Below are 13,713 nucleotides of genomic sequence, written 5' to 3'. Positions count from 1 at the left end.
TCACGGCGGCCCGTGGTCCCTTCCGAAGTGCTTAGCGGCCGCGTGGCCGTGGTGACAGGTTCCAGCCGCGGGCTCGGCTTCGCCATGGCCCGCGAGCTGGGCCTGCACGGCGCGGCGGTTGTGCTGGCGTCCCGGTCGGACGACGCCGTTGCTGCCGCCGTCGAACGCCTGCGGGCGGAAGGAATCACGGCGTCGGGCCGCCGCTGCGACACCGCAGCGCTCAGCGACGTGGAGGCGCTCCGCGACGAAGCCCTCAGCCAGGGAACATTGGACATCTGGATCAACAACGCCGGAGTGTCAGGTGTGTACGGGCCCACCGCGTCCACGCCCGTGGCTGACTTCGAGCACGTGGTGCACACCAACATCCTGGGGACCTTCCACGGGGCGCGGGTAGCTTTGCCGGTATTCCTCAGCCAAGGCCACGGCGACCTGGTCAACCTGTACGGCCAGGGCGACACCGGGCCCGTGGCGCAGCAGAACGCCTATGCATCGAGTAAGCGCTGGGTCCGCCAGTTCACCGAGACGCTGCGGCTGGAAACGAAGGGCACCGGGGTCAGGGTGCACGGCATGAATCCAGGGCTGGTGGAGACGGGCCTCCTGCGGCAGGTGGCCTGCCAGCCGGGCTACCAGCAGCGCCTCGGCGCCCTCCCGGTGGTGGTCGGCCTGTGGGGGCAGTCCGCCCACGATGCTGCCCGGCCGGTCCTGGATGTGGTGACCTCGGATACCCCGGAGTTCAGGTTCCTGACAAAGCGGAGGCTGGTGACCCGCGGGCTGCGCAGCTTGCTGGCCGGGCGCCTGCGCAGGGCCAACCGGATGGGGTTGGAGATCACCGTGGTGGAGCCCGGGCAGGCGTAGGCCGGCCGGCAGGCGGACATCGACGGGCCAAGCGGTCTGGTGCGCCCTCTAGGACCGACGCCTAGGGCCTGCCGCGGTGACGGGCCAGGAAACGCTCCACCCGGCCCCGGAACTCTACCGGATCTGTTGCCGGACCCGCGGGGGCCTGGCGGCCGGCTTCCGTGAGCGGACGCAAACCCTGGTTCACGGCGGCCTTGGACGCCCGGAGGGAGGCCGCCGAGCCCTCTCCCCAGGCGGCCAGGATCGCGGCGAGCGCCGCGTCCGCGTGATCATCAGGGGCCACCGTAGTGACCAACCCGATTTCGAGGGCCTGGTGGGCTGTCAGCATGCGGCCGCCAAAGAGGAGATCCTTGCTGCGGGAGGGGCCTATCCGAAGGGCCAGGCGGTTGGCGAAGGAGGCCGGCACCAGCAGTCCCAGGCGTCCGACGGGCATGCCGATGCGTGCTGAAGGAGTAAGCAACTGCAGGTCGCAGGCGAGGGCAAGCTGGCAGCCGCCGCCCGCTGCCACCCCCTCAACCACGGCAACGGTGGGGACGGGCAGGTCCTCGAGTGCCTGCAGCCCTTCTTCGATCACCCCAAATGTGCGGCTGATGTCCGCATCCGGGGACGTCTCCCATTCCCGGACGTCGGAGCCGGAGCAGAAGACGCCTCCCCTGCCGCGGACAACCACTGCACGGAGGGACGGTGCAGCCGCCAGCCGTTGGACCGCCTGCCCCAGCTCCATCCAGTCGTTCCGTCCAAGGGCGTTCAGCCGTTCGCCGCTGCCAAAAGAGAGGGTCGCGACCGGTCCCGCTTCTTCAACGCTTACGGTAGTCATCCGAATCCAGCGTCCCTTCCTGCCCTCCCTGCGGCCTGAAGGAGCCGGGCCATTGGGACGCCCGGATCCGGGGCAGGTCCTGGATGGGCCCGAGGGTGGCCCATTCATCCCCGCCAAGCCGTGAGAGCGGGTCGAGCAGGGCCGCATCCGGGTGGCTGCCCTTGAGCACGCGCGAAGACACGGAACCATGCACCACCAGGCCCAGCACCAGGACGCAGTCGCCTACCCGGATGGTCTGGTGCAGGGTGCATTCAAGGACCGCAGGTGATTCCTTGACCCGTGGCGGCCTGACCACGGTACTGGGCTCACGGCTGAGGCCGGCGGCATCGAACTCATCCACGTCCGCACTGAAGTTGGTACCGGTGGCATTGACCTCCTGGATCAGGGATGCAGGGGCGAGGTTGACCACGAACTCTCCGGTGGCCTCAATGTTCCGCAGCGAATCCTTCTCGCCGACGGACGTGAATTGGACCACCGGCGGATCCACGGAGGCGACGGTGAAGAACGAGTGCGGCGCAAGGTTGTCCACCCCGGCGGCGGACGTGCTCGACACCCAGGCGATGGGCCGCGGGACCACCACAGAGGTCAGGAATTTGTAGAAGTCCCGCGGGCCCAGCCGCCCTGGATCGAAGTCCGTCCGCATCCGGTCCTACATGCTCCGCGGCGCAGCGGTGGCCGCCTTGTCCTGGGCCATCGCACCCTTGCCCCTTGGCAGGAAGATCAGGGCAAGCATTGCGATGATGCAGCACAGGATGATGTAGAGCGAGATGGACGTCGAGTTTCCGTAGCTGGCCAGCAACGCCGCTGCGATGAGGGGTGCCGGACCGCCGGCGATCACGCTGGCCAACTGATAGCCCAGTCCTGCGCCGGTGTACCGGATGTCGGTGTCGAAGCTCTCGGCAATCAGGGCCGCCTGGGGGCCGTACTGGATGTCGTGGAGGATCAGGCTGACCACTACTGCTACGCCCACCCAGAGGGCGTCCCGGGTATTCAGCAGACCGAAGTAGGGGAACGCGAACAGCGCGGTCAGCACGATGCCGGTTCCGTATACGCGCCGCCGGCCAAATCGGTCGGACAGGCGCCCGAACAGGGGTACCGTGACCAGCCCGATGGCCGCTGCGATCAGCGTGTCGTCAAGGATGGAATTGCTGTCCAGCTTCAGTTGCTTGGTGGCGTAGGTGATGACGAATGTGATGAACAGGTAGAACGGTGCCTGCTCGGACGTGCGGACCAGGGCGGACAGGAGGATCTCCTTGGGCTGGCGCCGGATCACTTCCATGATGGGGGTTTTGACCACCCTGTTGGACTTGCGGACTGCGTCGAACTCGGGGCTTTCGATGACCCGCAGCCGAACGAACAGGCCAACGCCGATCAGGATGATGCTGAGGATGAAGGGGATCCGCCAGCCGTAGGCAACAAAGCCGTCAGCACCGGTTGCGGCCGTGGTGATGCGCACCACGCCGGTGGACAGGACCAGGCCCAGCGGCACCCCGATCTGCGGCCAGGAAGCGGACAGGCCCCGACGGTTCTGGTCACCCCACTCCATGCTCAGGAGGACAGATCCGCCCCACTCGCCGCCGACGCCGATGCCCTGGATGATGCGCAGCAGCACCAGCAGGACGGGCGCGGCAACGCCAATGCTCTGGTACGTGGGGAGGCAGCCGATCAGCACGGTTCCGAACGCCATGAGGAAGAGCGTGGCCATCAGTGTTGTCTTTCGGCCGATCCGGTCGCCGAAGTGGCCGAAGATGGCCGCACCGATAGGCCGGGCGACGAAGCCAACGAACTGCGTTCCGAAGGCTGCCAGCACGCCCGCGAAGGCCACCTGCCCGGGGAAGAACAACTGGGGGAAAACCAGGGCTGCGGCAGTTCCGTAAAGGAAGAAGTCATACCACTCGATGGTTGTCCCGACCACACTCGCGACGGTGGCGCGCCTTACGGCCTGCTCCCGGGTCACTCCTTGAAGACTCATCATCACTCCATTGGTCTGATGTAGCAGAACGCCCGGCTCCGCTTTGAAACGGATAGGAAAAGCGCTGTCAAGCCGGGCGTTGGACCCGCATTGCGGTTCTCCAACCCATCGTGCGGGTCCTGGTTGCCTGTGTCAACGGTTTCTCCAGCGCGGCGCGACCCTTGATGTGCCGGATATGATTACCACTCGCACCCACCAATATTCACTGGAGACTAGGGACAAGGGCGTTGGCGGCAGAAAGAACCAGCGGATCCGCACCACCTCTCTTGGTGCTGCGCAAGGTCACGGAAATACTGAACTGTTTTTCCGTGGAATCACCGGAGCCCACGCTCCAGCAAATCGCCCGGCAAACCGGGCTGCCGCAGAGTACCTGCCAGCGGCTGGTCCAGAACATGGTCCGGGAAGGGTTCCTCGACCGGGACGGTGACCGCTACCGCATCGGACTGCGGCTGGTCCAATGGGCCGCCCCGGGCACTTTCGGCCTGGACGTTGTCCGCTTGGTCCATCCGATCCTGCAGGAACTGCGCGACCGGACGGGAGAGACCGCATGTCTCTATATGCGGGACGGGGCCTTCCGCACGGTCGTCGCCGTGGCAGAAACGCGCCACGTGGTGATGCGCCCGTTCCTCGTGGGACAGGTCATGCCCATCCACGCCGGCGCACCGGGGAAGATTTTCCTTGCCTTCGATCCGGAAGCCCGCCAGGCGATCAGGGATGCGGAACTGACGCGCTACACGCCCACCACACCCGATACATGGGACAAGCTGGATGCCCAGGTCAGCAGTGCCCGGGCAGACGGCTATTTCGCAGCCTTTGGCGAGCGGAACTCGGATGTGGGCTCCATCAGCGCGCCGGTCTTCAACCATTTGGGGCGCCTGGCGGCTGTCCTGGGCGTGGGCTTCCCCACCCAGCGCGTGGGCCCGGACGACGTCGGGCGGCTGGGCCCGGAGGTTGCGGACGCGGCGAAGGCGGCCAGCGCGGCGCTTGGGTACATGGAGAAGATCTTCCCTTCGTGACGGTGGCGCACGGCGCCGAAGCCGCGCCGGGTCGTGGAGCCTTGGTGCCGGCGTCGTACTCCTTGTCCCGTGCCGGTGCCCGAATCCGCCCCTGCTCTGGACTCTTGGGCTGCGCGGAACCAGACTGTCTACAACAGCCTGCCTGGCGCGTCGGAATTGAATGAACTTTATTGGCCGGGTCAAGGGACGGCTGCTTTTATTGGGGCTTTACCGTGATGCCGGTTTCACGGCATTGAAAGGACCTGGTCATGCCGGACTTTGCACCATTTTTCCCGCTTCTAGCCATTATCCTGGGCGTGGTTGTTGCCGTCGGATTTATCTGGGTGGCAACAAAGCTGATGTGGAAGGTAGCTGAACCCAATGAGGCCCTGATCATCTCGGGCCTGACCCGGGGAACCCTTGAAACCCGGGAAGGGATGGATTTCAAGATCGTCACCGGGAAAGGCGCCCTGGTCCTTCCCGGACTCCAGACGGTACGGCCCCTGTCACTGACCCTGAATGAAACCGAACTTAAAGTTTCCTGCGTTACATCGCAGGGCATCCAGGTAATTGTGGAGGGTGTCGTCATTTACAAGATCGGTGATGCTCCGCCTTTTATTGCCAATGCAGCGCGCCGTTTCCTGGGACAGCAGCCAAAAATGGAGAGCCAGGTCTATAACGTTTTCGAAGGCCACCTGCGGTCCATTATCGGCAGCATGACGATGGAGGAGATCATCCGCGAGCGGGACAAGCTGGCGTCCCAGGTCCGGAGTGCGAGCGGGGTGGAAATGGAGAAGCTGGGCCTGGTGGTTGACTCGCTGCAGATCAAGGACCTGCAGGACCCCACGGACTACATCCAGAACATCGCCAAGCCCCACATCGCCCAGGTGAAAATGGAAGCCCGCATCGCCGAGGCCACCCGCAACCGGGAAGCGGCGGAAAAGGAAGCGGAAGCCGCGGCCCTGATCGCGGACGCACAGAGCGTGTCGGCGATCAGGCAGTCCGTGGCGCAGGCCAACGCCGAACGCGCCAGGGCCAACGCAGCCCAGGCCGGACCGTTGGCCGAGGCCACCGCAAGGCAGCAGGTGGTGGTGCAGGAAACAGAGGTTGCCAAACTGGAAGCGGACCGCGAAGAGCAGAAGCTGCAGACCAGTATCCGGAAGCCTGCGGACGCCAAGGCCTACGCCAGGCGAACGGAAGCGGAAGGCCAGAAGGCAGCGGACATCAGCGCCGCGGAGGCGCTGGCTCGCCGCACGGAGCTTGAGGCACAGGCCAACGCGCGGCGCACTGAACTGCAGGCGCAGGCAAATGCCACAGCCGCGGCAGCCACTGCTGGAGCAACCAAGGTCACCGGTGAGGCCGAGGCCGCCGCCACGCGGGCCAAGGGCGAGGCAGGGGCGTCCGCCATCAAGGCCAAGGCCCTGGCGGAGGCTGAGGGCATCAAGGCCCGGGCGGAGGCGCTGGCCACCAACCAGGACGCCGTCATTTCCCAGCAACTCGCCGAGAACATGCCGGCCATCATCGCGGCGGCCGCGGAGCCGTTCGCCCACGTGGGCAACATGACCGTCCTGAACGGCGGCGAGGGCGTCAACAGGATGCTGGGTGGAATCCTTGCCCAGGCGGGTGACTACCTGCCGGCCCTCCGGTCAGCGCTGCGGAAGGGCGACGACGGGAAACGTCCCGCCAAGGCCCCGGACGCCTAAGAACCGGACGCCTAAGAACCGGACGCCTACGAACTGCCGACACGCAGGAGCATTGGATGCGCAGGAACGTTGACCGGAGCCTGACCGGAAAGATCGGCCGGGTGACCGGGCTTGTTGGCCCGGGCACCATCGGCGAGGTCATGCTTCCCTACCTTGGGGGCATCATGGCCTTCCATGCACATCCGTACGACAAGACCAGCGTGTTCCCGGTGGGTGCCGAGGTGCTGGTCATCTACTTCGACCCGCCGCAGACGGTGTTCGTGGATGAACTGCCGGACGTCCTGAAGCACGGCGGGTAGGGCGCCGGCTCCCCGGCCACCATGAGGGCGGAGCCTACCGCCCGCCCTCCATTTTGCGGCTGCGCTGTTCCCGGGCCATCGGCCCATAGGGATAGACCCCGGTCTCCGGCTCGCTGGCACTGGTGAGCCGGCTGATGTCGTCCGCGCTCAGGGCGAGTTCGGCGGCCGCGAGGTTGTCGGCCAATTGCTCGGTGGTCCGGGCGCCGAGGATCACGGAAGTTACCGCGGGCCGGTCCGCGAGCCAGGCCAGGGCGACCTGTGACTGGCTGACACCGTGGGACGACGCGATGTCCTCAACGGCATCGATCACGGCCCACGTGCGCGGGTTGTCGTTGCGGGCCTGCCACGCCTCCATGCCGCGCTTGGGGTTCTCCCCCAGCCGCGTGGCGCCGGAAGGGTGTTGGTCCCGCTTGTACTTGCCGGACAACCAGCCGCCGCCAAGGGGGGACCACGGAAGCAGTCCTATTCCGGCATCAAGGGCCGCCGGGACAATCTCGAATTCGATGTCCCGAACCAGCAGGCTGTACTGCGGCTGCAGGCTGACAGGCGGGTTCCAGCCCTGGCTGCGGGCCACCTGGACGGCTTTGGTGAGCTGCCAGCCCAGGAAGTTGGAGAAGCCGTAGTAGGCGATTTTGCCGCTTCGTACCGCGTCCTCCAGGAAGCGGAGGGTCTCCTCCAAAGGGGTGATCGGATCCCACGCGTGCATCTGGTACAGATCGATCTGTTCCACGCCAAGGCGGCGGAGGGAATCATCCAAGGCGCGGCCCAGGTGCCGGCGGGACGTTCCGACGTCGTTCGGTGCCGTACCCATGGGAAAGCGCCCCTTGGTGGCGATGACGGCTTTGTCCTTGTGCTCCGAGCGCTGGGCCAGCCACCGGCCAATGATCTCTTCGGAAACCCCGGCGCTGTAGACGTCGGCCGTGTCTATGAAGTTGCCACCCGCTTCGAAGTAGCCGTCCAGGATGGCGTGGGACGTTTCCTCGGTGGCCTCTGCACCAAAGGTCATCGTCCCCAGGGCGAAGCTGGTGACGATGGTGCCGCTGTGGCCAAGGGTTCGGTACTGCATGGTTGTCCTCGCGATCAGTTGTGGTTGGGCGGAAAGTTGCGGCCGGCTGCGTCCGTGGTGGTGGTGCGGATCCGGTACAGGCTGGTGGTTGCCGTGATGTAGAGGTCCCGTCCGTCGGGGCCGCCGAAGCACAGGTTGGCCACCGTTTCCGGCACTTCCATGGTGTGCAGGAGTTCAAAGGACGGCGAATAGATTCGGACCGACGAGCCGGCGGAGGTCCAGATCCTGCCGTCAACGTCCACCCTCAGACCGTCCGCCGGACGGTCGTCCTCCAGTTCGAGGGTGCCGGTACGTGGGCCGCAGCGGCCGTCGGACACCGCGTAGGCTGCGATCCGCAGCGGCACCCCGTAACGGGGGCCGGCGGTGTCAGCAACGTAAAGGACGGACTCATCGGGTGAGAAGGCCAGCCCGTTGGGGTGCACCAAATCGGTGACCACCGCCGTGAGGGTTCCTGACGCCGGCTCGAAGCGGAAAACATAGGAGCCCCCGTATTCCTGCTCCCCCTCATGGCCTTCCTTTGTCCCGGGAAGAATGCCGTAGGGCGGGTCCGTGAACCAGACACCGGAGTCTCGGGCAACCACCACATCGTTGGGTGAGTTCAACTGCCGGCCGTTGAAGGAGTCAACCAGGCTGGTGATGGATCCCCCGCTGTCGCGTTCCACCCGCCGCCGGCCATGGCTGCACTGCACCACGCTGCCATCGGCGTCCAATGTGCGGCCGTTCGTGTATTCGACACCGGCGGCATATTCGCGGGTCCTCCCGGACACCGGGTCGAACTCAAGGATGCGGTCGTTCGGGATGTCACTCCACCGCAGGGTTTGCGATGACGGCACCCACACAGGCCCCTCGGCCCATACCGAGCCGGTGAAAAGGCACTCCAGCGCGCCAATGGTAAGTTCGACAGCCAATGGAGCTCCTTTGCAGTCAGGTGCCTGCCGCCACGGTGAAGCAGCGAGGTTGCGGCAGCCCTATCAGGGAGCCACGAATCCTATAGGAACGAACTTACCTTAGCCCTGGCCCTGGGTCTGCGGGACGCGCAGGCTGCCGTACCTTTCCATCCGGTGCCAGCGAAGGTGCACTCCAGCCACCGCGGTGACGACCGCCTGGATAACCACCAGGTACATGAGCTGCCGGTAGACGAACTGCTGCAGGGGAAGTGTCCAGAGCGGTCCGAGCCGTTCCTTGTCGAGCCGGAAGGCATAAGCGGCCATGAGCAACTGAACCGCCAGGAACAGCAGCCACAACGCGCCGATCCGCAGCGGGTCGAGGAAGATCAGGCCGTACAGGGCAAAGACGTCGACGATGGGCGCGAACAGGGGAAGCAGCACCTGCAGGACGAGAAGGTAACCGAGCCCGCGGCGGCCCAGCTTGCCCGCCGCCCCGCCCTGCACAACGGCACCCCGGTGCTTCCACATTGCCTGCAAAGTGCCGTAGCACCACCGGTACCGCTGGCGCCACAGTGCGCCCAGGGTGGCGGGTGCCTCCGTCCAGGCCCTGGCGTCCTCCTGGTACACGACGCGCCAGCCGTCCCGGCACAGTGCCATGGTCAGGTCGGTGTCCTCGGCGAGCGTGTCATCGCTGACGCCCCCGACGTTGCGGAGGGCGTGGAGCCGGAAGGCACCGATTGCCCCGGGGACGGTGGGCATGCATTCGGCAACGTCGAACAGCCTGCGGTCCAGGTTGAAGCCCACCACGTACTCGATGTGCTGCCAGGCGCCCAGGATGCCTCCGCGGTTGGCCACCTTGGTGTTGCCGGAAATGGCTCCAACGCGGGGATCCGCGAAGGGCTGGATGAGGGCACGGACCGTATCGGGTTCGAAGACGGTGTCGCCGTCCACCATGACCACGAGGTCGTGGCTGGCCGCCTGGATCCCGGCGTTCAGGGCCGACGGTTTGCCGCCATTCTCCTTGCGGATGACGGTCACGCCGGGCAGGCCGAGGGCCTCTACGATGTCGGCTGTGCCGTCCGTTGAGCCGTCATCCACCACGATGATTTCCACTGGATGGGTGGAGGCAAGGATGGACCGGACCGCGGCCTCAATGCCGGCGGACTCGTTATAGGCGGGGACAATCACGGTCGCCGGTTCGGTGACCGCCGGTTCCACCATCACGTCCACCCGGCGCCGGCCACGCCCTGGGCCGGGAAGGCGGCGGGCGGCACGGCTGTGGCGCGCTGCGAAGAACATCACCAGGACGGCACGCAGGAATGTCACGATGCCGGCGGCAACGAGCCCCAGGGAAATGGCCCAGACCACGAAGTCGCTGAGGCGGATCCCCCATACCAGCGCAGAGCCGCGCAACTGTTCAATCGCTGAGGCCGGGCGCATGCTGGCCACGCCCACGGCGTCCCCGACTGTTGTCACCCGGTACCCTTGTTCGGCGAAGCGCGACAGGGCGGAGTCGAGCGCGGCGACGGTCTGCTCCCTGTCGCCGCCGCCGTCGTGCATGAGGACCACCTGGCCCTGCGGCCCCGGCGGAGTCAGGTTGGCTTCGATGGCTTTCGTTCCCGGGGTTTGCCAGTCCTCGCTGTCCAGGCTGCTCAGCACGGTGAGGTAGCCCTCGTCCGCCAGTCCGTGCATGGCGGACCACATACCGTTCGTAATGGCCCCGTTGCCCGCGGTGTAGGGCGGTCGCAGCAGGGAAGCCGCCTGGCCCGTCACCCCGACGATGGCATCCTGTCCGCCTTGCACTTCCAGTTCGCGGCGCCAATCGGGTGCTGTGCCAAGGTCGGTGTGAGTCAACGTGTGGACGCCCAGTTCGTGGCCTTCCGCCACGATGCGGCGCACGAGATCCGGGTTGTCCACCGCCGCGGAACCCACGACGAAGAAGGTGGCATGGACGTGGTGCTCCCGAAGTACGTCCAGGATGCGGGGCGTCCATACCGGGTCCGGACCGTCGTCGAACGTCAGGGCGATGGTCCGGTCCGGCGGACTGACGGTGGTCACGGCGCCGCCACGCGAGTCCACCACGGGCCCGCCGTGCGAAAGCGTTGTGGGGACGGCGCCGGCGGCCGTGTCAGCAGGCAGGGAATCTCCGGGTACTCCGCCGAGGTGGTGGATGTATCCCTGCACGGCAAGGGCAAGACCCAAGGCCATCAGGGTGGCGAGAAGGACAAACCAATGCGCCCTGACATTGGCGGGAACGTTGCTTTTGGCGGGTCGGGAACCCTTATTCCGGCCGGTCATATTAAGGGTGTGCAGGAGAGGTAGGCCGTGTGGTCTGGCCCGGGGCTGAACCGCTCGCGCCGGGGGCGGTGGCGCTGGTGCCCGGGGCTGTTCCGCTGGAGCCGGGGGCAGTTGCACTGGAGCCGGCGCCGGTTCCGGACGGTGCAGCGGGGGCGGGCGCCGCGGTCGGAGCCGGGGCCGGAGCAGCGGCAGGGGCCGCCGGAACGGCGGGTGCAGCGGGTACGACGGCGGTACCGGCCACCGGAGGTAGGGCAGTAACAGCGGAGACGGGCTCGGGGACGGCCGCCGGGGACTGCTCAACAATTGGAACGGCGGGCCCGGTCAAGCCGGCCCGTGGATCCACGGACGGGGGGCTTGATGGCGTTTCGCGGGGCCCGGCGGCGGCTGGCAGGGGAAGGAATGGTGCCGAGGCTCCGGAACCGCCGATGAATGCGGCCAGTACGAGGATGACATATGCCGCCACCAACCCGACGACCCCCAGGCCGATCATCTTGACCCGCCGGAGCCGCCGGCCTGACGCGTCGACAAACACGGGTCCACGGGGAGAGATGGCGGGCGACTGATCGGATGTCTCTTCAGGGGCTTTCATCGAGCATCAACCTTAGAGGACCCGAAATGGCTAGCACAAAACTTCGCGGGTTCTCCCGCCCGCGCCGGCCCACCGGAAGCGCACCCAACAGAGGTATGGATTTGGGGCGGCGGAACTGATGACCCCGGAGCAGGCATTGGCTAGGATCGAGGTTCTACGGTCAGTCAGTCAAGGGCTTGGCGCCTTTTGTGCCCGCAGTGGGCGCCAGGTGTGCAGAGAGGCCACCATGGATGTCACCCAGTCCGCCCAGTACCCGCTCAACCCCTTTCCGCACTATGAACAGATGCGGGCGGCGGCCCCGGTCTTCCAGGATGACCAATCCGGTAGCTGGCACGTGTTCCGCTATGACGATGTCCAGCGGGTGTTGTCCGAGCACGCAACCTTTTCGTCGCGCATGGGCGGCGAAAACCCCTCCGGTACCGGGCAATTGTTCGCGGCGAGCCTGATCACCACCGATCCGCCAAGGCACCGGCAGTTGCGTTCGCTGGTTACGCAGGCTTTCACCCCCAAGTCCGTTGACGCGCTGGCACCGCGCATCGCCGCGCTCACCGGCGAACTCCTGGATGCGATGACCACGGGCGGCGGCAGCGCAGACTTGATCCGGGAGTTGGCCTACCCGTTGCCTGTCATTGTCATCTCGGAGCTGATGGGCATCCCCGCCGAGGACCGGGAGCGGTTCAAGCACTGGTCAGATGTGGTGGTCAGCCAGACCCGGACGGCTCCGGCAAGCGAAAGACAGGACTCCACCACCTCGGAAATGGTGGAATACTTTCTGGCCCTGATCGACCAGCGCAGGAGCCGGCCCGGCAACGACCTGATCAGCAGCCTGCTGGCCGCGGAGATCGAAGGCCAAAAACTGACTGTGCCCGAACTGCTCGGCTTCTGCAGCCTGTTGCTGGTGGCCGGCAACGAGACCACCACCAACCTGATCGGCAACGCCGTCCTGTGCCTGGCGGAGTCGCCCGGCACCCACGCGCGGCTCCTTGACGAGCCCGCCTTACTTCCCCAGACCCTGGAAGAAGTGCTTCGCTTCCGGTCACCGGTCCAGTCCATGTACCGGGTGGCGGCGGCAGAGACCGTTCTCGGCGGCCAGAGAATCCCCCCGGGCGCGCCCATTGTGGCCTGGATCGGGTCAGCCAACCGCGATGAGCAGCAATTCGAGCGCGCGGCAGAATTCGACGTCGACCGCAACCCGAACCGGCACCTTGCATTCGGCCACGGAATCCACTTCTGCCTGGGCGCGCCACTGGCACGGCTTGAGGCCAGGATTGCCCTGGAGTCCCTGCTGACCCGCTTTCCCGGGCTTTCGGTGACCCCGGACGCCCAGCTGGAAAGGATGGAAAGCAGCATTGTCTACGGGCTGAAGTCACTGCCCGTCAACTGGCTGCCGGAGTGACGCACGCGGAGCGGGTACTGCCTAACCAAGCCGTCCCCACCGGACCGTGGACCTAGCGGGCTGTCCCCGCCTTTGCGGCGAAGGTGGTCGCCTGGGCACGCACCTGGCGGATATACGCGTCGGACTGGTTATAGGAGTAGACGGCGTCAGTCCACCCTTGTGCTGTGGTGAGGTCGCGGCCGTGGCCGCAGAGGTAGTCCGCCGCACTGAGCGCGGCATCGTCGATGTTGAAGGGGTCCGCTATTCCGTCGCCGTTTCCGTCCCTTCCCGCAAGCCGCCACGTGGAGGGAATGAACTGCATTGGTCCCACCGCGTGGTCCCAGCGCGGGTCACCGTCGAGTGCGCCGCCGTCGGTATCCGGAATGGCCGCAAAACCTGCGCCGTTGAGGCTGGGACCCACGATCGCACCGCTGGCCTGCCCCGCGGGACTCAGGGTGCCACCGCCATGGCTTCCGTGGCCCGATTCAACGAAGCCCACGGCGGCCACCGTGTTCCAGCCGATTCCGCAGCCGGGATTGGAAATATTCGCCGTGGCTGCCGCAGCCACGTAAGCCTGCAGCGCACGGAGAGGGATGTCCGTCTGCGCCGCAGCATCGGCAAGCCACTGCGCATCCGGGCTGGACGTCACATTCACGGCGGTGGTGATGCCTGGCGCCCCCGCAGCGAGCTTGACCGCTGCCCGCGGCGGCGCGGCCATGACCGGGCTGGCTTCGGCCCCGGGCTGCCGCACAAGCCAGAACGAGAAAGCCGCACTGACGCAGGCCACGAAGAGGCTGAAGGCCACAAAGCGTTTTACACGGAGCACCGACTAATCAAACCACCCAGTCCGGACCGAC

The 13,713-nt window shown here is 66.4% G+C and carries 13 protein-coding genes; 5 read left to right on the top strand and 8 right to left on the bottom strand.

All coding sequences use genetic code 11. The features are described 5' to 3' along the window. Positions 1-12: 12 nt before the first annotated feature. Positions 13-855, top strand: coding sequence for an SDR family NAD(P)-dependent oxidoreductase (locus tag AB0313_RS00280; RefSeq protein ID WP_366302861.1), 843 nt, complete (start codon positions 13-15; stop codon positions 853-855). A 61-nt stretch (positions 856-916) separates the two neighbouring features. On the opposite strand, the gene AB0313_RS00275 is transcribed toward AB0313_RS00280, so the two are convergent. Genes AB0313_RS00275 through AB0313_RS00265 form a run of 3 tightly spaced genes read right to left on the bottom strand, consistent with a single transcriptional unit; the run spans position 917 to position 3,644 of the window. After that, positions 917-1,672, bottom strand: a complete 756-nt coding sequence (locus AB0313_RS00275; RefSeq protein WP_366302859.1) for an enoyl-CoA hydratase/isomerase family protein — start codon at positions 1,670-1,672, stop codon at positions 917-919. Further along, on the bottom strand, positions 1,653-2,315 hold the full coding sequence (locus AB0313_RS00270; RefSeq protein WP_141941129.1) for a flavin reductase family protein: 663 nt from the start codon (positions 2,313-2,315) through the stop codon (positions 1,653-1,655). The genes AB0313_RS00275 and AB0313_RS00270 overlap by 20 nt, the downstream gene beginning before the upstream one ends. A 6-nt stretch (positions 2,316-2,321) precedes the next feature. Further along, positions 2,322-3,644, bottom strand: a complete 1,323-nt coding sequence (locus tag AB0313_RS00265; RefSeq protein WP_141941127.1) for an MFS transporter — start codon at positions 3,642-3,644, stop codon at positions 2,322-2,324. Positions 3,645-3,913: 269 nt separating this feature from the next. Here AB0313_RS00265 and AB0313_RS00260 point away from each other — a divergent pair, with 269 nt between their 5' ends. The 3 genes from AB0313_RS00260 to AB0313_RS00250 all read left to right on the top strand — a co-directional run bounded on the left by AB0313_RS00260 (position 3,914) and on the right by AB0313_RS00250 (position 6,641). Further along, positions 3,914-4,660 carry an IclR family transcriptional regulator gene (locus AB0313_RS00260; protein ID WP_331321815.1) on the top strand — a complete coding sequence of 249 codons (747 nt, stop codon included), beginning with the start codon at positions 3,914-3,916 and terminating at the stop codon, positions 4,658-4,660. Between the two features lie 248 nt (positions 4,661-4,908). Next, positions 4,909-6,342 carry an SPFH domain-containing protein gene (locus tag AB0313_RS00255; protein ID WP_366302856.1) on the top strand — a complete coding sequence of 478 codons (1,434 nt, stop codon included), beginning with the start codon at positions 4,909-4,911 and terminating at the stop codon, positions 6,340-6,342. Positions 6,343-6,398: 56 nt separating this feature from the next. Continuing rightward, positions 6,399-6,641, top strand: coding sequence for a hypothetical protein (locus AB0313_RS00250; RefSeq protein ID WP_141941119.1), 243 nt, complete (start codon positions 6,399-6,401; stop codon positions 6,639-6,641). A 34-nt stretch (positions 6,642-6,675) separates the two neighbouring features. Here AB0313_RS00250 and AB0313_RS00245 read toward each other — a convergent pair whose 3' ends face one another. The 4 genes from AB0313_RS00245 to AB0313_RS00230 form a co-directional block, all read right to left on the bottom strand. Beyond that, on the bottom strand, positions 6,676-7,707 hold the full coding sequence (locus AB0313_RS00245) for an aldo/keto reductase (protein WP_366302854.1): 1,032 nt from the start codon (positions 7,705-7,707) through the stop codon (positions 6,676-6,678). Between the two features lie 14 nt (positions 7,708-7,721). Continuing rightward, positions 7,722-8,615, bottom strand: a complete 894-nt coding sequence (locus AB0313_RS00240; RefSeq protein WP_366302852.1) for an SMP-30/gluconolactonase/LRE family protein — start codon at positions 8,613-8,615, stop codon at positions 7,722-7,724. A gap of 99 nt (positions 8,616-8,714) precedes the next feature. Further along, a complete protein-coding gene (locus tag AB0313_RS00235; protein ID WP_366302850.1) occupies positions 8,715-10,892 on the bottom strand; it encodes a glycosyltransferase in 2,178 nt (725 codons plus the stop codon). Position 10,893: 1 nt separating this feature from the next. Continuing rightward, positions 10,894-11,481: a hypothetical protein gene (locus AB0313_RS00230; RefSeq protein WP_366302848.1), complete on the bottom strand. Its 588-nt coding sequence runs from the start codon at positions 11,479-11,481 to the stop codon at positions 10,894-10,896. 226 nt (positions 11,482-11,707) lie between these two features. Here AB0313_RS00230 and AB0313_RS00225 point away from each other — a divergent pair, with 226 nt between their 5' ends. Continuing rightward, the gene (locus AB0313_RS00225; protein WP_366302846.1) at positions 11,708-12,877 is read left to right on the top strand and encodes a cytochrome P450; all 1,170 of its coding nucleotides are present in this window, start codon (positions 11,708-11,710) and stop codon (positions 12,875-12,877) included. 52 nt (positions 12,878-12,929) lie between these two features. On the opposite strand, the gene AB0313_RS00220 is transcribed toward AB0313_RS00225, so the two are convergent. Beyond that, a complete protein-coding gene (locus tag AB0313_RS00220; protein WP_366302844.1) occupies positions 12,930-13,682 on the bottom strand; it encodes a lytic transglycosylase domain-containing protein in 753 nt (250 codons plus the stop codon). Between the last annotated feature and the right edge of the window lie 31 nt (positions 13,683-13,713).

Source organism: Pseudarthrobacter sp. NPDC080039 (genome assembly GCF_040702335.1).
GTDB classification, from domain to species: Bacteria; Actinomycetota; Actinomycetes; order Actinomycetales; family Micrococcaceae; genus Arthrobacter; species Arthrobacter enclensis_A.
The sequence above is the reverse complement of the archived record's forward strand: the minus strand, read 5'-3'. Positions and strand labels throughout refer to the sequence as shown.

Bases quoted from the DNA above. Each gene is read 5' to 3' on its own strand.
- AB0313_RS00275 (WP_366302859.1), bottom strand. From the start codon at position 1,672: ATGACTACCGTAAGCGTTGAAGAAGCGGGACCGGTCGCGACCCTCTCT.
- AB0313_RS00270 (WP_141941129.1), bottom strand. From the start codon at position 2,315: ATGCGGACGGACTTCGATCCAGGGCGGCTGGGCCCGCGGGACTTCTAC.
- AB0313_RS00265 (WP_141941127.1), bottom strand. From the start codon at position 3,644: ATGAGTCTTCAAGGAGTGACCCGGGAGCAGGCCGTAAGGCGCGCCACC.
- AB0313_RS00255 (WP_366302856.1), top strand. From the start codon at position 4,909: ATGCCGGACTTTGCACCATTTTTCCCGCTTCTAGCCATTATCCTGGGC.
- AB0313_RS00250 (WP_141941119.1), top strand. From the start codon at position 6,399: ATGCGCAGGAACGTTGACCGGAGCCTGACCGGAAAGATCGGCCGGGTG.
- AB0313_RS00245 (WP_366302854.1), bottom strand. From the start codon at position 7,707: ATGCAGTACCGAACCCTTGGCCACAGCGGCACCATCGTCACCAGCTTC.
- AB0313_RS00235 (WP_366302850.1), bottom strand. From the start codon at position 10,892: ATGACCGGCCGGAATAAGGGTTCCCGACCCGCCAAAAGCAACGTTCCC.
- AB0313_RS00230 (WP_366302848.1), bottom strand. From the start codon at position 11,481: ATGAAAGCCCCTGAAGAGACATCCGATCAGTCGCCCGCCATCTCTCCC.
- AB0313_RS00225 (WP_366302846.1), top strand. From the start codon at position 11,708: ATGGATGTCACCCAGTCCGCCCAGTACCCGCTCAACCCCTTTCCGCAC.